Source organism: Saccharopolyspora sp. NPDC049357, from assembly GCF_040677225.1.
Classification (GTDB): domain Bacteria; phylum Actinomycetota; class Actinomycetes; order Mycobacteriales; family Pseudonocardiaceae; genus Saccharopolyspora.
On the sequence record NZ_JBFAQJ010000008.1, the window covers coordinates 148,609 to 169,245 of the forward strand.

At 69.4% G+C, this 20,637-nt stretch carries 21 protein-coding genes and 1 pseudogene; 8 read left to right on the forward strand and 14 right to left on the reverse strand.

What is annotated here, in order from left to right; translation table 11 throughout:
• Positions 1 to 26: 26 nt before the first annotated feature.
• Positions 27 to 1,106 carry a tartrate dehydrogenase gene (locus AB0J91_RS09680; protein WP_363865998.1) on the reverse strand — a complete coding sequence of 360 codons (1,080 nt, stop codon included), beginning with the start codon at positions 1,104 to 1,106 and terminating at the stop codon, positions 27 to 29.
• A gap of 101 nt (positions 1,107 to 1,207) precedes the next feature.
• Entirely contained in the window at positions 1,208 to 2,113 is a 906-nt protein-coding gene (locus AB0J91_RS09685) for a LysR family transcriptional regulator (RefSeq protein ID WP_363866001.1), read from the reverse strand.
• Between the two features lie 227 nt (positions 2,114 to 2,340).
• On the opposite strand from AB0J91_RS09685, the gene dctA reads away from it, so the two are divergent.
• Positions 2,341 to 3,747 carry a C4-dicarboxylate transporter DctA gene (gene dctA / locus AB0J91_RS09690; RefSeq protein ID WP_363866004.1) on the forward strand — a complete coding sequence of 469 codons (1,407 nt, stop codon included), beginning with the start codon at positions 2,341 to 2,343 and terminating at the stop codon, positions 3,745 to 3,747.
• A gap of 66 nt (positions 3,748 to 3,813) precedes the next feature.
• On the opposite strand, the gene AB0J91_RS09695 is transcribed toward dctA, so the two are convergent.
• On the reverse strand, positions 3,814 to 5,409 hold the full coding sequence (locus tag AB0J91_RS09695) for a BCCT family transporter (RefSeq protein WP_363866126.1): 1,596 nt from the start codon (positions 5,407 to 5,409) through the stop codon (positions 3,814 to 3,816).
• 110 nt (positions 5,410 to 5,519) lie between these two features.
• Here AB0J91_RS09695 and AB0J91_RS09700 point away from each other — a divergent pair, with 110 nt between their 5' ends.
• Both AB0J91_RS09700 and AB0J91_RS09705 read left to right on the forward strand, forming a co-directional pair.
• On the forward strand, positions 5,520 to 5,720 hold the full coding sequence (locus AB0J91_RS09700) for a hypothetical protein (RefSeq protein WP_363866007.1): 201 nt from the start codon (positions 5,520 to 5,522) through the stop codon (positions 5,718 to 5,720).
• A gap of 45 nt (positions 5,721 to 5,765) precedes the next feature.
• Positions 5,766 to 6,626 (forward strand): TetR/AcrR family transcriptional regulator, encoded by an 861-nt coding sequence (locus tag AB0J91_RS09705; RefSeq protein WP_363866010.1) that lies wholly within the window; start codon positions 5,766 to 5,768, stop codon positions 6,624 to 6,626.
• Between the two features lie 272 nt (positions 6,627 to 6,898).
• Here the strand turns inward: AB0J91_RS09705 and AB0J91_RS09710 are convergent, their stop codons facing one another.
• Both AB0J91_RS09710 and AB0J91_RS09715 read right to left on the reverse strand, forming a co-directional pair.
• On the reverse strand, positions 6,899 to 8,113 hold the full coding sequence (locus tag AB0J91_RS09710; protein ID WP_363866013.1) for an alpha-hydroxy acid oxidase: 1,215 nt from the start codon (positions 8,111 to 8,113) through the stop codon (positions 6,899 to 6,901).
• A gap of 40 nt (positions 8,114 to 8,153) precedes the next feature.
• Positions 8,154 to 9,821, reverse strand: coding sequence for an L-lactate permease (locus AB0J91_RS09715; RefSeq protein WP_363866015.1), 1,668 nt, complete (start codon positions 9,819 to 9,821; stop codon positions 8,154 to 8,156).
• A gap of 115 nt (positions 9,822 to 9,936) precedes the next feature.
• On the opposite strand from AB0J91_RS09715, the gene AB0J91_RS09720 reads away from it, so the two are divergent.
• On the forward strand, positions 9,937 to 10,713 hold the full coding sequence (locus tag AB0J91_RS09720) for a FadR/GntR family transcriptional regulator (protein ID WP_363866018.1): 777 nt from the start codon (positions 9,937 to 9,939) through the stop codon (positions 10,711 to 10,713).
• Positions 10,714 to 10,737: 24 nt separating this feature from the next.
• Here the strand turns inward: AB0J91_RS09720 and AB0J91_RS09725 are convergent, their stop codons facing one another.
• From AB0J91_RS09725 to AB0J91_RS09740, 4 genes and pseudogenes are all read right to left on the reverse strand, one after another.
• Positions 10,738 to 11,637: an AraC family transcriptional regulator gene (locus AB0J91_RS09725; protein ID WP_363866129.1), complete on the reverse strand. Its 900-nt coding sequence runs from the start codon at positions 11,635 to 11,637 to the stop codon at positions 10,738 to 10,740.
• A gap of 2 nt (positions 11,638 to 11,639) precedes the next feature.
• Positions 11,640 to 12,104, reverse strand: a complete 465-nt coding sequence (locus tag AB0J91_RS09730) for a zinc-binding dehydrogenase (protein WP_363866132.1) — start codon at positions 12,102 to 12,104, stop codon at positions 11,640 to 11,642.
• 157 nt (positions 12,105 to 12,261) lie between these two features.
• Positions 12,262 to 12,696: pseudogene (locus AB0J91_RS09735) on the reverse strand (alcohol dehydrogenase catalytic domain-containing protein); the annotation flags it as partial.
• 14 nt (positions 12,697 to 12,710) lie between these two features.
• The gene (locus tag AB0J91_RS09740) at positions 12,711 to 13,991 is read right to left on the reverse strand and encodes an MFS transporter (RefSeq protein WP_363866021.1); all 1,281 of its coding nucleotides are present in this window, start codon (positions 13,989 to 13,991) and stop codon (positions 12,711 to 12,713) included.
• 283 nt (positions 13,992 to 14,274) lie between these two features.
• Here AB0J91_RS09740 and AB0J91_RS09745 point away from each other — a divergent pair, with 283 nt between their 5' ends.
• Positions 14,275 to 15,339, forward strand: a complete 1,065-nt coding sequence (locus AB0J91_RS09745; protein ID WP_363866024.1) for a cation diffusion facilitator family transporter — start codon at positions 14,275 to 14,277, stop codon at positions 15,337 to 15,339.
• 78 nt (positions 15,340 to 15,417) lie between these two features.
• Positions 15,418 to 15,771 (forward strand): metalloregulator ArsR/SmtB family transcription factor, encoded by a 354-nt coding sequence (locus AB0J91_RS09750; protein WP_363866027.1) that lies wholly within the window; start codon positions 15,418 to 15,420, stop codon positions 15,769 to 15,771.
• Positions 15,772 to 15,877: 106 nt separating this feature from the next.
• Here AB0J91_RS09750 and AB0J91_RS09755 read toward each other — a convergent pair whose 3' ends face one another.
• From AB0J91_RS09755 to AB0J91_RS09765, 3 genes are all read right to left on the reverse strand, one after another.
• Positions 15,878 to 16,426 (reverse strand): copper resistance protein CopC, encoded by a 549-nt coding sequence (locus AB0J91_RS09755; protein ID WP_363866030.1) that lies wholly within the window; start codon positions 16,424 to 16,426, stop codon positions 15,878 to 15,880.
• Between the two features lie 290 nt (positions 16,427 to 16,716).
• Positions 16,717 to 17,316 (reverse strand): hypothetical protein, encoded by a 600-nt coding sequence (locus AB0J91_RS09760; protein ID WP_363866033.1) that lies wholly within the window; start codon positions 17,314 to 17,316, stop codon positions 16,717 to 16,719.
• A gap of 245 nt (positions 17,317 to 17,561) precedes the next feature.
• The gene (locus AB0J91_RS09765; protein WP_363866035.1) at positions 17,562 to 18,152 is read right to left on the reverse strand and encodes a TetR/AcrR family transcriptional regulator; all 591 of its coding nucleotides are present in this window, start codon (positions 18,150 to 18,152) and stop codon (positions 17,562 to 17,564) included.
• A 195-nt stretch (positions 18,153 to 18,347) separates the two neighbouring features.
• On the opposite strand from AB0J91_RS09765, the gene AB0J91_RS09770 reads away from it, so the two are divergent.
• Entirely contained in the window at positions 18,348 to 18,767 is a 420-nt protein-coding gene (locus AB0J91_RS09770; RefSeq protein WP_363866038.1) for a hypothetical protein, read from the forward strand.
• 15 nt (positions 18,768 to 18,782) lie between these two features.
• Positions 18,783 to 19,256 (forward strand): NUDIX hydrolase, encoded by a 474-nt coding sequence (locus tag AB0J91_RS09775; protein ID WP_363866040.1) that lies wholly within the window; start codon positions 18,783 to 18,785, stop codon positions 19,254 to 19,256.
• Positions 19,257 to 19,339: 83 nt separating this feature from the next.
• Here the strand turns inward: AB0J91_RS09775 and AB0J91_RS09780 are convergent, their stop codons facing one another.
• Complete coding sequence (locus AB0J91_RS09780; RefSeq protein ID WP_363866043.1) at positions 19,340 to 20,101, reverse strand: hypothetical protein; 762 nt, start codon at positions 20,099 to 20,101, stop codon at positions 19,340 to 19,342.
• A gap of 267 nt (positions 20,102 to 20,368) precedes the next feature.
• Positions 20,369 to 20,533, reverse strand: coding sequence for a hypothetical protein (locus AB0J91_RS09785; RefSeq protein ID WP_363866135.1), 165 nt, complete (start codon positions 20,531 to 20,533; stop codon positions 20,369 to 20,371).
• Positions 20,534 to 20,637: the final 104 nt, after the last annotated feature.

Genomic DNA, 20,637 nt, shown 5'->3' on the forward strand with positions numbered 1-20,637 from the left:
TCGGGGTGGGCGCGGGCGGTATCGGATCAGGTGAGGTGGGTGAGGATCGCTTCGACGATCTCGTCGGTCTTGGCGGTTCCGCCGACGTCGGGGGTGAGCAAGCCCGAGGCGGTGGTGGCCTCGATGGCCTCGCGGACGCGGGTGGCCTCGTCGGTCAGGCCGAAGTGCTCCAGCATGAGCGCGGCGCTGCCGATCGCGCCGATCGGGTTGGCCAGTCCCTGACCGGCGATGTCAGGAGCGGAGCCGTGGACGGGCTCGAACATCGACGGGAACCGGCGGTCGGGGTTGAGGTTCGCGCTGGCGGCGAGCCCGAGACTGCCGGCCAGGGCGGAGCCGAGGTCGGAGAGGATGTCGGCGTTGAGATTGGAGGCCACCACCACCGACAGGTCCTCGGGGTGCAGGACGAACTTCGCCGACATCGCGTCGACCAGCACGCTCTCGGTCTCCACGTCCGGGTAGTCGGCGGCCACGCGCTCGAACACCTCGTCCCAGAGCACCATGCCGTACTGCTGGGCGTTGCTCTTGGTCACCGACGACACCTTCTTGCGCTCGCGCCCGCGCGCGAGGTCGAAGGCGAACCGCATGATGCGCTCGCAGCCCTTCTCGGTGAACAGCGCGGTCTGCAACGCCACCTCGTTGCCGGGTCCGCGACCCGCGAGGTTGCGGCCACCGAGACCGGCGTACTCGCCTTCGCTGTTCTCCCGGACCACCACCCAGTCCAGCGGGGTGTCGTCGGCCTTGCGCAGCGGCGAGGTGATGCCGGGGTGGAAGTGCACCGGCCGGACGTTCGCCCACTGGTCGAAGCTCTGGCAGATCCGCAGCCGCAGGCCCCACAGGCTGATGTGATCGGGCACCGACGGCCAGCCGACCGCACCGAAGTACAACGCGTCGAAGTCCTGCAGCGCTTCCAGGCCGTCCTCGTCCATCATGCGACCGGTCTTCTCGTAATACCCGCAGCCCCAGGGGAACTCGGTCCAGTCGAAGGCGAAACGGCCACCGGACCCCGCGGCCAGCGCGTCCAGCACGGCCCGGCCGGCGGCGACCACCTCGGTACCCACACCGTCTGCGGGGATGGCGGCGATGGTGAACGTGCGCTGTGCTGACATCGGGTGACTCCCTGCTGCGTTCGACTCGTCTTGCCCCCGAGTGAAGACCGGCGGGCGCCGGACGTCCAACACGCGCTGCCGATCCGGTTGATAGGTGCCGGCTATGTCGTCTGCTCCAGGTAGCCGACCGGCGTGTGGGAGCGGGCCACGGTCAGGAACGCCTGAGCGGCCGGTGTCAGCGGTGCGGACCGGCTGATCAGCGAGACGTGCAGCTGGGACGGTGGGTCGATGCGCGCGACCCGGGCCCCGGCCCGGCTGGCCAGGGGTGCCCAGGCCGAGGGCAGCACGGCGAGCCCGACGCCCTGCAGCACCAGCGGCAGGATGGAGGTGCGGTGCGCGACCTCGGCCACGATCTCCAGGTCCTCGCCGGAGGCGAGCATCTCGTCCACGATGCGACGCATCTGGCTGCCGGGCGGCGAGGCGATCAGCCGCGCGCCCGCCAGCGCTGCTCGCGGTACGGGATCCTCGTCCGGGAAACCCGCGTCGTCCGCGCCGACCACGACGAAGTTCTGGGATTCCAGCGGCAGCACGTCGACGCCCGGGGCCAGCACGCTGCCGGGAGCTCCGACCAGGCCGAGTTCGCAGGCTCCGTCCCGGACCTTCTGCACGACTTCCTCCGGTGTGAAGGCGGCGTCCGCGGCGACGATCACGCCCGGGTGCTGCTGGGTGAACAGGCGGGTCAGCGTGCTGAGCGGCTCGATGCCGGGTGACGGCATCGTCACCAGCTCGACGCGGCCGCGCTGCACGCCCTTCAACGAGTCCATCGTCGCTCTGGCCGTGCGCAGGTCGCGCAGGACCTGGCGCGCCGGACCGATCAGCTCCTTGCCCGCATCGCTGAGCACCGCGCCGCGTCCGATCCGGTGGAACAGCCGCACCCCGAGCTCGCGTTCCAGGCCCGCGACCGCTTGCGACAGCGACGGCTGCGCGATGTGCAGCTTCTGCGCCGCACGGCCGAAGCCGTCGTTGTCGACGATGGCCATGAAGTACTCCAGCTGACGTGCGTCCATCCGCAACTTCCTCGGGGCCGGCGACCTTCGATCGCCCCAGCTTAACGGGCATTCATTCGTCAAACCTATCCGTCGGGTAGCGAGTCCCTGTTGGACGGCGCACCGCGAACCCGGTCAATGTCATGGCCACCTTCCTGGGCGAGGAGGCTCCGAGCCGAATCTCCGCCCCACCGGCCCGGTCCGACCCGCAGGGCCCCGACCTCGACGATCGACGTGCAGGAGACGCAATGACGCAGACCGCACAGCACCCGGTTCCGGACGACGGGAAGCCGAGGGCCAAGCCCTGGTACCGGCAGCTCTACGTCCAGGTCCTGCTCGCCATCGTCATCGGCATCGTCGTCGGCTGGCGGTGGCCCGACCTCGGTGAGGCGATGGAGCCCATCGGGACGACCTTCATCGACGCCATGAAGATGCTGATCGGCCCGATCGTCTTCCTCACGATCATCGGCGGCATCGCGAGCGTCGCCGACCTGAAGAAGGTCGGTCTGACCGGGCTCAAAGCCCTGACGTACTTCCAGGTCGGCACGATCATCGCGATGGTCTTCGGGTTGGTCGCGATCAACGTCGTCCGCCTCGGCGAAGGCGTCAACGCCGACCCGTCGACGATCCAGACCAGCGGCAAAGCCCAGGAGTACATCGAATCCGGCGAGTCGCAGCACTGGTGGGAGTTCCTCACCCACATCGTCCCGGACAGCTTCTTCGGCGCCTTCGTCGAAGGCGACATCCTGCAGATCATCTTCCTGGCGGTGCTCTTCGGCATCGCGATCAAGGCGGTCGGCCCGATCGGCGAACCGGTCATCGCCGGCGTCAAGCGGCTCACCGACATCGTGTTCAAGGTCCTGAGCTTCGTGATGAAGGCCGCCCCGCTCGGCGCCTTCGGCGCGATGGCCTACGCCATCGGAAAGTTCGGACTGTCCACGCTGACCAGTCTCGGATCGCTGATCGCCCTGTTCTACACGACCTCGATCCTGTTCGTGGTGGTCGTCCTCGGCGGGTTCCTCGCCGCCTACGTCCGGCTCAACATCTTCCAGCTCTTCCGCTACCTCAAGGACGAGTTCTTCCTGGTGCTGGGCACCTCCACCGCCGAACCCGCCCTGCCCGGTCTGATGCGCAAGATGACGTTCATGGGCGCCGACCGCACCACCGTCGGCCTCGTCGTCCCGACCGGCTACAGCTTCAACCTCGACGGCGCCGCGATCTACCTGTCGCTGGCGACCCTCTACATCGCGCAGGCCACCAACACCCCGTTGAGCATCACCCAGCAACTCGGGCTCCTCGCGGTCATGCTGCTCACCTCCAAGGGCGCCGCGGGCGTTGCGGGCGGCGGGTTCATCGCCCTGACCGCGACGCTGTCGACCGTCGGGACCGTGCCCGCAGCGGGCATCATGCTGATCTTCGGCATCGACAAGTTCATGTCCGAATGCCGCGCCCTGGTCAACTTCTACGGCAACGCCGTCGCCACCCTGGTGATCGCCAAGTGGGACCGGAACCTAGACATCAACCGCGCCAGGCAGGTTCTCGCCGACCCCACCTCCTCCGAGCGCTCAGCGGAAGCGCCAGAGCCGATCCGGGAGGCGAGCCCTGCCCCTGACGGCGAGCCCGGGACCGCCCTCGCCCAGGACGGGAGCCGGTGAGTCCAGCGCAGATCCGACTGCTGCGGATCGGGACCGTCGCTCATCAGGACGGTCCCGATCCGGGCGTCAGTTCGCCGCCGCCACCGGGTCCTTCTCCGGATCTCCGCGCTCGGCGGGCGCGGCCACGAGCGAAGGAGCGGCCCCGTGCTCGCCGAAGTCGGCTCGCAGCCATCTGATCAGCGACACCGCGACGAGCACCAGGACGAAGATCAGCGGGAACGCGGTGATGATGGACAAGGTCTGCAGGGCTTCGAGACCTCCGGTGTACATCAGCACGATCGACACCCCCGCCAGCACGATCGCCCAGAAGACGCGGTGCCACCTCGCCGGTTCCACGTCCTGCGGCAGGTCCTCGGACGCCACCGCGGCCATGGTGTAGGCCGAGGAGTCCAGCGTGGTGGCCAGGAAGACCACCATCAGCAGCAGGAACGCCACCACCGCGAACGAACCGAACGGCAGGTGCGCCAGGGTGGCGATGATGCCCGCCGTGTCGCCCTGCGCCTGCACGATGTCAGCGACGGGGACGATCTTGTTGAGCTCGAAGTACAGCGAGGTGTTGCCCAGCAGCATGAACGCCAGCCAGCACCCGGCGCTGCCTGCGAGGCACATCGCCCCGATCAGCCCGCGGACCGTGCGGCCCTTGGAGATCTTGGCGGTGAACAGGCCGACGAACGGCGCGTAGGCGATCCACCAGCCCCAGTAGAAGATGGTCCAGGTCTCCTCGAACCCGGAGCCGCCCACCGGGTCGGTGTAGAAGCTCATCTCCACGAAGTTCTGCAGCAGGATGCCGAAGCTCTGGGTGAAGGTGTCGATCAGGAACACCGTCGGGCCCAGCACCAGGATGAACAGCCCGAGTCCGAGCGCCAGCCACACGTTGATGTCGGCGAGGCGCTTGAGCCCCTTCTGCATTCCCAGGAACACGCTCACGCCGAACAGCGCCGTCCAGACCACGACGATCCCGATGTCCAGCGGTGTGCCCTTCTCCAGCGGGGTCATCGAGGCGATGCCCTCGGACACCAGCGGGACCTCCAGCCCCAGCGAGGTGCCCGCGGCTCCGATCAGGCCGAAGATGAACAGCACGTCGATGATCCGGCCGAGCCAGCCGTCGGCCCGGTCCCCGATCACACCGCGGCACGCGTCGCTGAGCCGCAGGGTCCGCTGCTTGCGCACGTGGTAGACGTAGGCCAGCGCCAGGGCGGGTAAGCAGAACAGGCCCCACGCGGTGAATCCCCAGTGGAACAGCGGGTAGGTGGCGGCCCAGTCGGCCGCCTCGGTGCTGCGGGGCTGGATGCCCATCGGTGGCTCGACGTAGTAGTACGACCACTCGATGACGCCCCAGTAGATGATCCCACCGCCGATGCCCGAGGTGAAGATCATGGCCAGCCAGCTGTAGGTGGAGAACTCTGGCCTGTCGTCGCGACCGCCGAACTTCACCCGGCCGTAGCGGCTGAACGCCAGCCATCCGAGGAAGCCCGCGACCGCGGCGGCGAACCAGAGATAGAGCCACCCGAACTTCCCGGTCAGCACACCGAGCGCGCTGTCGAGAGCCTGTTGACCACGTTCCGGGGCGATCATGACCGGGACGCAGATCGCGGCCACCAGCAGCACCGAGAACCAGAAGATCCGTCTGTCGATCCGAACTTTTCCGCCTGTCGCAGGGATGACGGAAGCACCTCCACATTTCGTGGCCGACGCCTGCCGGCCGGGCTTGCCGTACCGCGCCTCGTCGTGCCGTGTCTCGCGGGACGCCCGCCGGGAGCGAGCCGTGGCCGATGCGTGTGTTCCACGCCGGGCAGCTGGCGCTCGCCGAGCGGATCGGCGTTGCGATTCGACTGATGAGTCAGTTGCGCAACGGCGTAAACATTGAGCCCTTTTGTTCGTCCCGTCAAGTGCCGGTCACCTTAACCACAGCGCAACAGGCATTTTTTGGAGGTGTGCAACGCTGCGACCAGCCGCTCGCAGCGTTGCGATGAGCTCGCGCGTTGCGATTGTCGCAATGCCTGTTAGTGTTCGGGATCGTGGAGGAGAAGGAGTCGTCGCTGCGCGGCCGGGTGAAGGACGTGCTGCGCGCGCACCCGGGCAGCCAGCGCGCGTTCGCCGAGCGGATCGGGCTGGACGCCACCAAGCTGTCGAAGTCGCTGGCCGGTACCAGGCGCTTCACCCCCGCCGAGCTCACCCGCATCGCCGAGGTCGGCAACGTCACGGTGAACTGGCTGATCAACGGCAGCGACGAGGCCGACACGGTTGCCGCCGCGCCGCAGCGCTCGGCCGTCCTGGCCCGCACCGCCGACGCGCGGGAGGCCGGGCGTCATCAGCAGATCCTCGACGCCGCCTGGCACCTGATCGCCGAGCACGGCTACCACGCGGTGCGGATCTCCGACGTCGCGAAGGCGTGCGGGGTCAGCGCGGCGACCATCCACTACCACTTCCCCGGCAGGGACGACCTCCTCACCGAAGCGCTGCGGCATTCGGTGCGGCAGGCGTTCGACCGGCAGGTCGCCGAACTGCACAGCATCGACGACGCGCACGAACGCCTGCTGCGGCTCGTCGAGCTCCAGCTGCCCAAACCCGGCCTGCTGCGGCTGGAGTGGTCGATCTGGTTGCAGGTGTGGAACGAGAGCGCGCGCAACCCGGAGATGGGCGTGCTGCACTCGGATTCCTACACCCGCTGGCACGACACGATCGCCCGCACCATCCGGGAAGGCCAGCAGCAGGGCGTGTTCGTCGCCGACACCGATCCCGAGGACCTCACCGTGCCGCTGACCGCGCTGATCGACGGCTTGGGCATCCAGGTCCTCACCGCCAGGCCCGGCCGTTCCGTGGAGCGGATGCGGAAGGTGCTGCACGACCACGTCGAGCGCGAGATCGTCCGGCACTAGGAGCTGTTGAGGAATCGCGTTGCTTGGCGGTGCGGGTGGCAGAACCTGAGCGGTGGTTCCGTGGACTCCGTGCGCCGCTCCTTATGTATTCCGCTTACCCAGGGGGTGGACATCGGCGTCCCGGCGTACTCGCCACGAAACCGCTCAGAACCTGCGGCGGTGCCGGCTGAGTCCCACACTTGAAACAGCGGCTCCGCCGCCTTCTTAAGCTCCTAGCGCCGGCTCCGGGGCCTGAGCACCGAGGGGTGTGCTCAGCGCTCAGGCCGCCGGTGTCATCCGGGCAGGGTCACGTGCTCCGGTGTCAGGTCGGCGAGGCGGCTGACGCCGAGCAGCTGCAGGGTTCGGGTGATCTCGGCGCTCAGGATCTCCACCGCCCGATCGACCCCGCGTTCGCCGCCGGCCATCAAGCCGTACAGGAAGGCCCTGCCGATCAGGCATCCGTTCGCGCCGTTGGCGACGGCCGCGATGATGTCGGCACCGCTGAGGATGCCGGTGTCCAGCAGGACTTCGGCTCGGCCCTGGAGTTCGTCGACCACCCGCGGCAGCAGCTTCAACGGGGTGGGCGCGCGGTCCAGCTGGCGACCGCCGTGGTTGGACAGCACCACCGCGTCCGCACCGGCGGCGACGACGTCGCGGGCGTCGGTCGTGCTCTGCACGCCCTTGACCACGAGCTTGTGCGGCCAGAGCTCCCGCAGCCACTCCAGGTCGGCGAAGGTCACCGTGGGGTCGAACATGGTGTTGATCAGCTCGGCGACGGTGCCGTCCCAGGAGGACAGCGAGGCGAACGACAGCGGTTCGGTCGTGAGCAGGTTGAAGCTCCAGGCCGGGTGCAGCACGCCGTCGACGAAGGTGCGCGCGGACAGCGCCGGCGGGATCGTCAACCCGTTCCGCGCGTCCCGGTGCCGGGCGCCCGCGACCGGGGTGTCGACCGTGAGGATCAGCGTGTCGTAACCGCTCTCCAGCGCGCGGTTGACGAGGTCCTCGCTGGCTTCGCGGTCCTTCCAGAGGTAGAGCTGGAACCACTTGCGCGCGTTCGGCGCGGAGCGGGCCACGTCCTCGATCGACGTCGTGCCCATGGTCGACAGCGAGAACGGGATGCCGGCCCGTTCGGCGACGCGGGCCACCGCCCGCTCGCCCTCGTGCTGCATCATCCGCGTGAACCCGGTCGGGGCGAACGCGAACGGCAACGCCGAGCGCGCGCCGAGGATCTCCGCGGACGGGTCCACCGCCGAGACGTCGCGGAGCACAGCGGGGTGGAACTCGACCTGGCGGAACGCCTGGCGCGCCCGCCGCAGGCTGATCTCCTCCTCCGCGGCGCCGTCGGTGTAGTCGAACGGCGCCTTCGGCGTGCGGCGACGCGCCAGCTGCCGGAGGTCGGCGATGGTGTGCGCCCGGGAGAGCCTGCGCCGGGTGCCGTCGAGCTCGACGGGCCGTGGCCGCAGGAGGGGTTTCAGCTCTGACCAGCGGGGGATCTGCCGCTCGCTCACGGGTTTCCTCTCTCGTTCGTTCGGTGGGTGCCCGGGTCCGCTACTGCGGCAACATCCAGGCGAGGACGGTGGCCTGCAGGAAGACGAGGACGCAGAGCGCCAGCAGCAGTCCCAGGCTCCACTTGAGCGTCACCCGCAGCAGCGTCGCCTCCTGGTTGACCAGACCGACCGCGCTCGCCGCGATGCTCAGGTTCTGCGGGCTGACCATCTTGCCCATCACGCCGCCGGAGGTGTTGGCGGCCACCAGCAGGGCCGGGTCGACGCCCACCTTCTGCGCGGCCACCTGCTGCAACCCGGCGAACAGGGCGTTCGCGCTGGTGTCCGATCCCGTCACCGCGACGCCGATCCAACCCAGCACCGGGGACAGGAAGACGAACGCCGCGCCCGCGGCGGCGATGGCGGTGCCGATCGTCGTGGTCTGCCCGGACTGGTTCATGACGTAGGCCAGGGCGAGCACGCAGACGACCGCGAGCGCCGACCACCGCAGCGACTTCGCGGTGCTGACCAGGTCGGAGAACGCGGCGCGCAGCGGGATCCGGTAGGCGACCACGACGCCGAATCCGCAGAGCAGGAGCAGGCTTCCGGGAGAGGACAGCCAGCTCAGGCTGAAAACGGTTGTGCTGGAGGGTTCTCCGGACGCCGTCAGCAGCTGGCCGTGCAACCCGGGCCACGGGACCTTCACGGTCGTGGCGTCCAGGGCGTCGCCCAACGGCTCCCACAGCTTGACCACCGAGAACACGACCACGACGAGGACGTAGGGCAGCAGGGCCATCGCGGTTCGGCCGGCGCTGAGCCGCTGCCGCTCCCCCACGATCGTCCGCGTGGCGGCGGCTCCATCGCTGGGGACGTCGGCCGGTGCTAGGCGGCCGAGGCGCTGGTGCGCCGCTTCGCCGCCGCGCGGCTGCCAGAAGCGGAGGAGGACCACCAGCGCCACCGCGCCCACGAGGGAGGACACGATATCGGTCAGCTGCACCGACATGTAGTTCGCGCAGACGAACTGGGCGACCGCGAAACCGACGCCGGTCGCGGCCGCTGCCTGCCAGGTCTCCCGCAGTCCGCGACGTCCGTCGACGATGAGGACGAGCAGGAACGGGACGGCCAGCGCCAGCACCGGGGTCTGCCGTCCGACCACGGCACCGATGTGCTCGTAGGGGATCCCGGTCAGCTCACCGGCGGTGATGATCGGGGTGGCCAGGGCGCCGAAGGCGACCGGCGCGGTGTTGGCGAGCAGGACCGTGACCGCGGCGCGCAGCGGTGGGAAGCCGATCGCGACCAGCATCATGCCGGTGATCGCCACGGGCGCGCCGAATCCGGCGAGCGCTTCGAGCAGGCCGCCGAAGCAGAACGCGATGACCACGGCTTGGATCCGCGGATCGGGGGAGATCATGCCGAAGCACGTCCGCAGGTCCTCGAAGCGCCCGCTGGTCACCGTGAGCTGGTAGAGCCAGATCGCGGTGAAGACGATCCACATGATCGGCAGCAGGCCGAACGCGATGCCTTGCCCGGCCGAGGACAACGCCATGCCGATCGGCATCCCGTAGGCGGCCACGGCCACCGCCAGAGCCGCCGCGAGCCCGGACAGGGCCGCCCAGTGGGCCTTCACGCGGAATGCGCCGAGCAGCACGAACACGGTGACGAGGGGCAGGGCCGCGAGCACGGCCGAGAGCACCAGGTTTCCGCCGATCGGCGCTGGATCCGGTTGGTACACAGGCGCGACACCTCTCTGAGTCAAGACCGCCAATGTCGACCTTTATGTGGTCGGACCATAAGGTGGCTGTACCCTAAGAGCCTCAGAAGGGGATGTAAAGGTTTCGGGGGCACCGATGGCCGGGATCGAGAGCGACGACGATCCGAACGCGGGCGGATCGTGGCGCCCGGTGGCGCGCGCACGAACCTACGAGCTCGTGATCGAGCGGGTCGAAGAGCAGATCGTGACCGGCCAGCTGAAGGTGGGCGATCGGCTGCCCGCCGAACGCGACCTGGCTCAGATGCTCGGGGTGAGTCGGGGCGCGGTCCGCGAAGCGTTCCGCGCGCTGGAGGCGCAGGGCGTGCTGCGCATGGCGGTCGGCACCGGCCCCGACGCGGGAACGACCGTCGCCGCCACGCCCAGCAGCGCCTTGAACCGGCTGCTGCGCCTGCACGTGGCGCTGGCCAACTTCCCCATCCAGCACGTCGTGGACGCGCGGGTCATGTTGGAACGCGAGAGCGCCCGGCACGCCGCGGAGAAAGCCACTCCGGCCGATCTGGAGGAGATGCGCGAGCTGCTCGCGGCCATGGACGACCCGGACTGCGACCGCGAGCGCTTCAACGAGCTGGACGCCGACTTCCACGTCGCGATCGCCGAAGCGGGCGGCAACCGCCTAGTCGCCGACATGACGATCGCGATCCGCGAATCCATGCGCCGGCCGCTGCTGAACGCCTTCCAGGAGCTGGGCGACGCGTGGGCCCCGATCGCCGAGGGCCTCAAGAACGACCACCGCTCGATCTGCGAAGCGCTGGAAGCCGGCGACAGCGCCGCGGCGCAGGAGCACGTCGAGAGGCACATCCGCGGTTTCTACCGGGACGGCTGGGGAGGCTGCTTCTCCACCGACCAGAGCTGACCCCGGCACCCGAAGTCCGCTCGGTCAGTGCTGGTTGAGCCTGCGGTAGCGGGACGGGGTCGTGCCGGTGGCGACGCGGAACTGGCGGTTGAAGTTCGACAGGTTGGTGAACCCCACCCGGTAGCAGATCTCCGCGACGGGCAGCCGGGTGGTGCGCAGCAGGCGAGACGCCTCCGTGACGCGCATGCGGCTCACGGTGCGGCTGAAGCCCACGCCGGTGGCCTTGGAGAACAGCCGGGAGAAGGCGTCCCGGCTCAAGGCCACCTCGTCGGCCACGTCCCGCAGCAGCATCCGGTCCGCGAGGTGGTCGGTGATGTAGTTCAGCGCTCGGTTGAACAGCTCGGTCTCCTCGACGTCCAGGCGGTAGGAGCCGCCGTGGCTGTCGAGGTAGTGGCGGTCGGACTCGGGCGACTCTGCGAGCACGCTCAGCAGCTCGGTGACCGCGGCCAGGCGCCGCAGGCCGAAGGTGCCCTGCACGGCCTCCAAGGCCGCCGCGCCGTCCGCCGCCGAGCGGCCGCCGAACTCGATGCCGCGAGCCGCATCGTCCAGCAACGGGCGCAGGGACTCCAGTTCCGGCAGCTTCTCGGCGGCGGCGAAGAACCGGTCCTGGTCGAGCTGCAGGACCACGTCGCGGTTGCGCACCGGTTCGTCGTCCTCGAGGTGGGAGATCCAGTTGTGCGGCAGGAAGGAGCCGATGAGGCACAGGTTGCCGGGCCCGAACGGACCCACGTGGTCACCGATCATCATCGTCCCGGAGGACTCGCGGACGAGGTGGACCTCCACCTCGGGGTGGTGGTGCCAGCGGGCCAGCGGGTGCGGCCAGTCGTGCTGGTGCCACCGCACGGAGCTCGACGGGTCCGGGACCACGAGTTCCCGCACGGGCGAAGCGGTTTCGCCCGCGCTGCTCCGCGCGGCGGCACCCACCGTCAGGCTCCCGCCACTCGGATCTGGATCTTGGTGTCGCCCGGTCGCGCCTCGGCGCCGCGCTCGAAGGCGGCCACGGCCTCCTCCACCGGGTAGGTGGCGCTGATCAGATCGCCCAGGTCCACCGACGGGGAAGCCGCCAGTTCGATGGCTCGCGCGTAGGCGTTGGCGTAGCGGAACACCGTCTCGATGCGCAGTTCCCGGGCTTGCGCGGCGGCGACGTCCAGGGGCACCGGATCCACGGGGATGCCCACCAGCACGATCGTCCCGCCCGGTGCGGGAGTCTCCCACAGCGAGCCGAAGGCCCTCGGGTTGCCGCTGGCCTCGAACACCACGTCCGCGCCCCAGCCGCCGGTGGCCTCCCGCACCACGTCGGCCAGCTCCTGCCGGGTGGCGTCCACGGGGTGGATGGTCGGGTACGGCTCGATCTTGGCGAACTTCTCCGGCGCGACGTCGGAGATGTGCACGCGCGATGGCGGTGAGCACCCCGATCGTCCCGGCTCCCGCGACGGCGACCACGTCACCGGGTGAGATCCCCGCCTTGGTCACCGCGTGGACGGCCACCGCGAAGGGCTCGATGAGCGCGCCTTCCTCCAGGGACAGCCGGTCGGGCAGCTTGTAGGTGAAGTCGGCCGGATGGACGACCTCCGGTCGCAGGCAGCCGTGCACCGGCGGGGTGGCCCAGAACCGCACGTCGGGGTCGACGTTGTACATGCCCAGGCGCGAAGCGCGGGAACGCGGGTCGGGGATGCCCGGTTCCATGCACACCCGGTCGCCGACGGCCAGGTGGGCGACGCCCTCGCCGACCTCCAGGACGGTGCCGGAGGCTTCGTGGCCGAGCACCATGGGCGCCTCGACGACGTAGGGCCCGATCCGCCCGTGGGTGTAGTAGTGGACGTCGCTGCCGCAGATGCCGACGGTGTGGACACCGATGCGCACTTCGCCGGGGCCGACCCGGCCCGGGCCGGGGACCGGGCGGATCTGGATCTCGTGCGGGCGTTCGAGGACGACGGCGTCCATCGTCTTCTCCTGCGGGCTGGGAGCGGTCGTGGGATTCATCGTCGCAGGTCCTCTCAGGCGGCGTTGGTCAGGCGCTCGCGGCGCGGGAGCACCCGACCGGCCTCGGTGGTGATGCCCGGCTGGGGTGGGTGGATGAAGAAGGTGGTGATGGTGCCCAGCACCATCAGGCCCGCGAAGGCCCAGCACACGCCGATCGGTCCGATCACCGGCAGCAGCGCGGTGGCGATGCCAGGACCCGCGAAGGTGGTCAGCCCGGAGGCGAGGTTGTGGGCGGAGATCGCCGCCCCGCGGTGCTCCGGTGCGAGCGCCGGGAAGATCGCGCCCATCGGCACGAAGGCGGTGACCGACAGCGCGAAGAGCACGGCGGGGACGATCATCAGCGGGAAGCTCGCTCCGAACCACACCGGGAAGTAGGCGAAGGCCAGCGTCGCGATCGCCATGCCGCCGAAGCCGTACCAGCGCATCTGGCGCATCCGGCCGTAGCGGTCCCCGAGCCGGCCCCACATGATGTTGGATCCGATGGTGATGGCGTTCGTGATCGCCCACAGGGTCATCCACTCGGGCAGGGAGAACCACGCATCGCCGCCGACGTCGTCGGTGGTCAGGTAGAGCGGCATCATCATCGGGAACGCGTAGAGCGTCAGGTTGCACAGCACCCGGATGACCACGGACAGCGCGATCTGCCGGTTCTCGACCAGGATCGTCACCCCGCGCAGCAGCTCCCGAGCCCTGCCCTCGCGGGCGAGCTCCCGCGAGCGGTCGGCCTCAGGCGGGGCACCCGGAACGAGGAAGGCGCACAGGGCCGTTCCGGCCGCGACGAAGATCAGCGAGGCCCACAGCGTGGCGTACTCGCCGATCACGGGGACCAGCAGGCTGGGCACGTAGGCGCCCATGACGCCGAGGCCCAGCGAGAACGAGGCCCAGAACCAGCCCATCGCCGAGGCCAGGCGGCTGGGGTGGACCGACTGCGCGATGAGCACCACGAACGAGTACATGAACAGCGGGTAGGCCACCCCGCGCAGGCTGTAGATCAGGATCGTGCCGACCACGCTGCGCAGTCCCACCGTCAGGAACAGGACGTGCAGGACCATCCACAGGACGCCGCCGAGCACCATCAGGCGCCGGGCGCCGACGACCTCGGCCAGCACGCCGGTGGTCCACGCCGAGAAGGCGACCACCAGCCCGTACACGGTGAAGACGAGCCCGGCCTGGGTGGGCGAGAAACCGCTCTCGACGAGGAAGCGGGACAAGAACGTGAGCTCGAAACCATCACCGGTCATGAACACGGCGAGGGCGAGGTAGCCGAACAGCAGGCGCCGCGGCATGCCGAACATGCGGGAGTCACTCCTTTGTGGACACCGATTGGGCAGCACCTGACGAGGGAGAATCACACGTCAGAGGTGCCTGATGTCCACAAACTACGTCGGCACGACGAGGCGAACTAGTCGGATAAACAGCCCCGCACTGATACTTTCGTGCGCCGCGCGCCCGCATGGGCTGCAAGCCCGATTCGGCCATCTCCGGCCCCCAGTTGCCTCGGATGCGCAGCTGCAACGTTGTCGCGTGCGCAAGTGAGCACATATCGTGGGAGCGACCGACCACGAGGCAGGAGTCGCGATGAGTCAGCCCTCCCCCACGCACGACCACGGGCACGACCACGGGCACGGCCACGGGGGAACGCGCGGGTCGCGGCTGTGGGCGCAGCTCAAGCACGCGATCACGCCGCACAGCCACGACAGCACCGAGATCGTCGACAACACCCTCGAAGCCAGCAGGCAGGGCATGCGGGCGCTGTGGATCTCCTTCGCGGGTTTGATGATCACCGCCGTCTTCCAGGTGGTCGTCCTCGGCTTCACCGGATCGGTCGCGCTGCTGGGCGACACCCTGCACAACTTCGCGGATGCGCTGACCGCGGTCCCGCTGGCGGTCGCGTTCGTGCTGGGCCGCCGGGCGGCGACTCGTCGGTTCACCTACGGGCTCGGGCGCGCCGAGGACGTCGCAGGCCTCATCATCCTGGTGATCATGGCGGCTTCGGCGGCGTACGCGGGCTGGGAGGCGGTCCACCGCTTGATCGAGCCCCGGGAGATGAGCAACATCGGCTGGGTCGCGGCGGCCGGTCTGATCGGATTCGCCGGCAACGAGATCGTGGCCCGCTACCGGATCACCGTGGGTCGCAGGATCGGCTCCGCCGCCCTGGTCGCCGACGGCCTGCACGCGCGCACCGACGGGTTCACGAGCCTGGCCGTCCTCCTGTCCGCCGGTGGCGCGTGGCTGGGCTGGCAGTGGGCCGATCCGCTGGTCGGCCTGGCGATCACGGTGGCGATCACGTCCGTCCTGTGGGGCGCGGCCAAGGAGGTCTTCGCCCGGCTCCTCGACGCGATCGATCCGCAGCTCATCGACCGGGCCGAGTCGACTCTCGCCGCCACCGACGGCGTGCGGGCGGTCACCGGGGTCCGCATGCGATGGGTCGGTCACTCCCTCACCGCCGAAGCCGAGCTCGACGTGGATCACGACCTCACGCTGTCCCAGGCCCACACCATCGCCCACGACGCCGAGCACCGCCTGCTCCACGCGTTGCCCCGCCTGTCCCGGGCGCTCATCCACGCCCACCCGCACGGACAGCACGGCGACGCCGAGCACGACGCCCTCCGCCACCACCGAACAACCGCCACCCTGGGGTAGGAGGAGCGCCGCGGCGATCGCAGGTGCGGGGGCACGCGAATTGCCCCGCCCGTCCGACATGCGGCAGCATGCGTGCTCATGTATGCACGCGAGGGATCCGCTGCGGAGATGTGGCGGGAACTTCCCGACCCGGACCACGTCGAGGCCGCCGCGACGGCGTTCCGGATGTTGTCCGACCCGACCCGCGTGCGGGTGCTGTGGCTGCTGTGCGGAGCCGAACACGACGTGACCAGCCTGGCGAGCAAGATCGGCGCCGCCCGCCCCGCCGTCTCGCAGCACCTGGCGAAGCTGCGCCTCGCCGGCCTCGTCTCCCTCAGGCGAGACGGACGCCGAGCCGTCTACGCAGCAAGGGGCGGGCACGTGCGCCGCCTGCTCGCCGAAGCCGTGGAAGCCGCCGACCACCACCTCACAGGCACCGCAGACCACGACTGAACCCCGACAACACCCGCCCGGACGCACCGCCTGTCGTGCCACCGGACCTGAAGGTCCATTGTGGATGGTCGGGCGGTGAGCGGTTCTCGCCGCCCGACCATCGACCTCAGTCCCGGAATCGGCGGATGATGACCGCACCGACCCCGATGGCGAGGAGCACGGCGACGCCGATCAAGCCCAGCACGACCGCGTAGTTCGTGGTCGGTTCCGGAGCCGCCTGCGGCGGTTGGGCCTGCTGCTGCGGAGCCGGCGGCGCCCCTGGCGCGGGGAGCAGGGTGAAGGTGCTCTTGCCCGCGACGGGGTGCCCGTCCTCGGAGACCACCCGGAAAGCCACGGTGTAGGCCCCGGGGACCGTCGACCGGGCCAGGGGCTGGGTCACCGTCGTATCGGCGACGGCCGCCGGTGCGGCTGCGACGTTCTCACCGTTGGGGCCGGTGACCGTGACGGTGATGACCTCCGCGTGGACCGGCTGGTTGAACTGCAACCTCGCGGCCGCCGGAAGCTCTGCGAGCTGGGTGCCCTCGGCCGGATCGGTGCTGAGCAACGTCGCGTCAGCGACCGCCGGTCCAGCGGCGGAGACGGCGAAGGCACCCGCCAAAGCCAGCGCAACTGAGGTGCGCCCCACCGTCAACGCGATTCTTCCTGCATTCCACATCGTTTCGACTCCTGGTTGCACGTGCGGCCACGGCCCGCTTCGCAGAGCGGGGCGTGACCAAGTTCGCTGTTGGTGACCCACGACGTCAGCTGCCGGCGGGGTGCCCTGGTGTCGTGCTGCTGCGCCGGGCTGTTCCCCGTTGGCGAAATGGTCTTTCTCGCAGGTCCGCGCAGCCGGGATGACCAGATCGTCTGGCGATGTCCGGCAGCGACGAGGTGAGGACGGTGAACACTCCTGTGATCAGGCGTGGCTGCCTGGCCGCTCCGGTCATGGGACCGGTCGGCAGGTGATCATCCGTTCATCAGCGACAGCGGTGGCCCGCGCTTCGGCGATACGCGCAGCAGCTCCACGCCCTGCAGGGCGGCCGGTTCGGTGCACGCCGTCCACAGTCGAACCGCGCGCGCCGGAGCGCTGCGCAGCGGCATCAGGACGAATAGCACCGCGTTCAGCGCGTTCCACGCGGCGATCAGCAGGCGGTCCGCCCGAGCCAGCAGCAGACCGGTGGCCAACGTCGCCACCACGTGCCCGGCGACCATGGCCGGGCCACCCGCGTCGTCCTGCGGTGCGGCGTGCGCGTGATGGCCGGTGATCGTGAGGAACACGTGCATCAACGCCTGCGATCCGCCGATCATGGCGAGCATCACCCGGCCGCTCTCCCGCTTCTCCGCGAGCGGGAGACCCACGACCGAAACGCCGATGACCAGCGGCAACAACACGCTGAAGTGGGGAAGACCGCCACCGGCCGCAGCATGGGACCCGACACCGAGCGCCCCGGAGCACAGCGCGAGCATGAGCGCCCGCGGCCCCCGCAGACCGCGAGTGACCGTCCGCCCTCGAACGCGAGGCCCCGCAGCAGCGCGCACGTGCGTCAGCACCGCCCGCTCACCCACCGCGCCCGACAGCGCGCGGCCCCGACCAGCTGCATCCCTGCGTCCAACCGCCGCACTTGCGCCATTGATACCAACCGCACGCTACCGACCTGCGAAACACGATCAAAGAGCGCCCAGCCCATGGGAGAGGCCCAAGACAACCAGGCCGTCCAGGAAGCCGTCAGATCCTGCGCGGTAGCCACCGGTGCTGCTCCCGCAGGTGCCGCACCGAATTGGCGCTCGGCGGACCCGCCACGAACCAGTGCTCACCGCGTGACGGTTTCCGTCCGCCATCCGCGCAGTGCCGCTCGTGCGGCGTAATCGAAGCCCTCCGCCTCGTGCCGGAGCAGGTCGCTCAGCTCCAGGGTGACGAGACCGTGCACCAGCGCCCACAACGCCGAGGCGATCGCCGTCGGATCTTCGTCCACGAGCTCGCCCGCCCTGATGCCGCGTTGCACAGCCTCCAGCAACGGCTCGAAGGCGCCGGCGCCCGCGCTGGCGAGCTCCTCGTCCTGGTCATCGTGGCAACGACCGAAGATGGCCCGGTAGTAGTTCGGGTCCGCTAGCGCGCTGGAGCGGTACGCGTGAGCCAGCCGCACCAGATCCTCGACCGGGTCGGGGTCCGGATCGACCGATCGGAGCCGTCGGCTCAAGCGGTGGAACCCCTCGATGTACAGCGCGCGCAGCAGATCGGGCTTCCCACCGAACAGCGAATACACCGCACTGGTCGAGGTGCCAGCGGACCTGGCGAGATCACGCAGGCCGAGGGCGTCGCTCCCGCCTTCGGCCAAGAGCTCACCTGCGCGATCGAGCAACCGCAGGCGAAGCGTCTCGTCGTGCACCTTCTTCCGTCCCATCGGCAGAACCTTACCAAAACGCCGTTCCGAAACAGTGTCCCCATTCGAACTACCCGCGTTCCGAAGACGCTGCACCTGTTGACCAGACAAACGAAACGTTGTTACATAAAGCTGTTACACAACTCTGGCATCCAGACGACGGCGCGAGGGCGGCCTCCAGCCGCACAACGCTGTCACCAACACTGAGGAGCGGTTGTGCAAGGTCTGGAACTCACTGATGCGTCGCGATACATCGCCGGATCCGTGCTGCTGACAATCGTGGGGATCGAGTTCGGCGGGTGGTTCATGACCCAGGTGGTGCGCGGCAAGGTACCGATGACCGCGTTCCAGAAGAGTTTCGCGCGCGCCGGTCACGCCCACGCCGGCGCACTCGTCACGTTGAGCCTGGTGACGCTGGTGCTCACCGATCTGGCCGGTTTGCAGGGCGTGTGGGGGTGGGTTGCCCGGATCGGAGTTCCCGCGTCGGCCGCGCTCATCTCCGCCGGGTTCTTCTTCTCGTCGATGGGACGCGGCGAGGTGACGCAACCGAACAGGCTGATCTGGTTGGTCTGGCTGGGCGCGCTCTCCCTCGGCGCAGGCGTGGTCACCCTGGGAGTCGGCCTCCTGGCGGCGTGAGAATACGGTGCCGGGATGAGTCTTCGGCTGGCGGCGTACGCGGTGTGCATCGAGGGTCCACGGGTGCTGCTCACCCGCTGCGCGTCACCGGATCACGAGGCCGGCTGGACTCTTCCGGGCGGTCGGGTCGAGCACGGGGAGGATCCGTTCGACGCGGTGATCCGGGAGGTCGCCGAGGAAACCGGCTGCGACGCGGTGGTCGAGCGCCTGCTGGGCGTGGACTCGAGGCTCATCCCCGTGGCCGAACGCCGCTCGCCCGGCCCGATCCCGCACCAGAACGTCGGCGTCTTCTACCGGGTCCGCATCACCGGCGGCGAACTCCGGCCCGAGCCGAACGGCGAGACCGCCGAGTCGGTCTGGACACCGATCCCCGACGTCGCCCACCTGCGCCGATCATCGCTGGTCGACGTCGGACTCGCCCTCGCGCAGACCGTTCCGGCAACCGGTCATGTCGCTCCCGTCCCGGTCGGCGGCCTGATCCAGCACTGAGAGTCCTCCACGGGACTGATCTGCGCCCGATGCGGGTGCAAGCCGTCCACCGGGGGTTCAGTTCCCGTTGTTCGCTCGGTGTTTCAGAGGGAGTTCTTCGTTCTCGCGTTCCAGGCCGAGAAGCCGGCTCGTTCGGCGTCCGCTGCGGAGCGGAACCAGACGCTTGCCTTGGTGCGCTCGTAGTAGGGGGACTGCATCGTGTGGTAGCGCTTGGACCGGGTGTTGCCCTTGATCCGGTAGCCGCTGCGCGGGGACTTGCCGTTCGGCTTCGCCTTCACCGCGCCCGGGTACGGGTCCGAACCTTCCTCCTCGGCAGGGGTTTCCGGCTCGACGATGTCCTCGCCGGTCTTCTGGACCGGGATGCCTTCGACGACGTACTCCTCGCTGAGGTCGGCGAGACCGGCACCGGCGAGGTCGCCGCCCGTCTGCTCGGACCCGTCGTTGCCGGAGATCAGCACCGTGACCTCAAGAGTGCCGTCGGTCTCGCTGAAGGCCGCGAAAGCGGGAGCCTCGCCGTCCTCGGACCTCGGGGCGCGGGGGCCGACCGAGGCGGGCAGGGATTTCATGGGCTCGGCCGGAGCCTGTTCGATCGCCTCGGGCTCGCGGACCGCGGGGAAGACCATGTGCGCTCCCTGCCGGAGAGGCCGGGACAGGAACATCGCGTTGGCCAGCGAACCGGTCGCGAAGCACAGCAGGACGAGCAGGAAGGTCCACACGAACGGCAGAGCTCCGCCGCCGAGCGGTGATATGAACGCGAACGCGGCGGCGACCAGCAAGGCTGCCACTGCCCAGACGACCCATTGGCGCAAGGAGGCGGTGGGCGCCCGGTGTCTTGACTTCGGCACGAAACACTCCTAGGTCTCCTGAAGAGTGAAATGATCGGCTGCCGAACGTTCTAACGACACCTGTCGCGCACAGCCACCGGAGATCACCCGTCCGTGCTCGTGCGGTGCGATATTCACGCGGCCGTGTCACGGACATCGCTTCGGGGCGCAACGACGTCGTAAAACCCTTCACGTCACTGGCGGGCTCTCGACCACGATCGCGGCGCGGCCGTCATCGTGGTTCCGGGAGGCTCCCGGCCCTCCCGGAACCACGTCCTCAGCGAACGGTCACTCGTCGTCGGGCTTGGCGTGGTCCGCCTTGCCCGGGTTCGGGTCGCGGGAGAGGTCGATGAGCGGGTCGAGTCCCGACCCTTCGGGAGCGGCGTGGTCGGGAACGCCTGGGTTGGGGTCGCGCGAGAGGTCGATCTCCGGGCGCTCGTCGTCGGTGCTCACTCGGTCCTCCTGCGGTAACCAGGCGCCACTGCCGCGCCTGCTCTTCTCGAACACCAGGATGCATGTCCCCGAACTGCGACGACCACCGGGGACCCGCACACCGC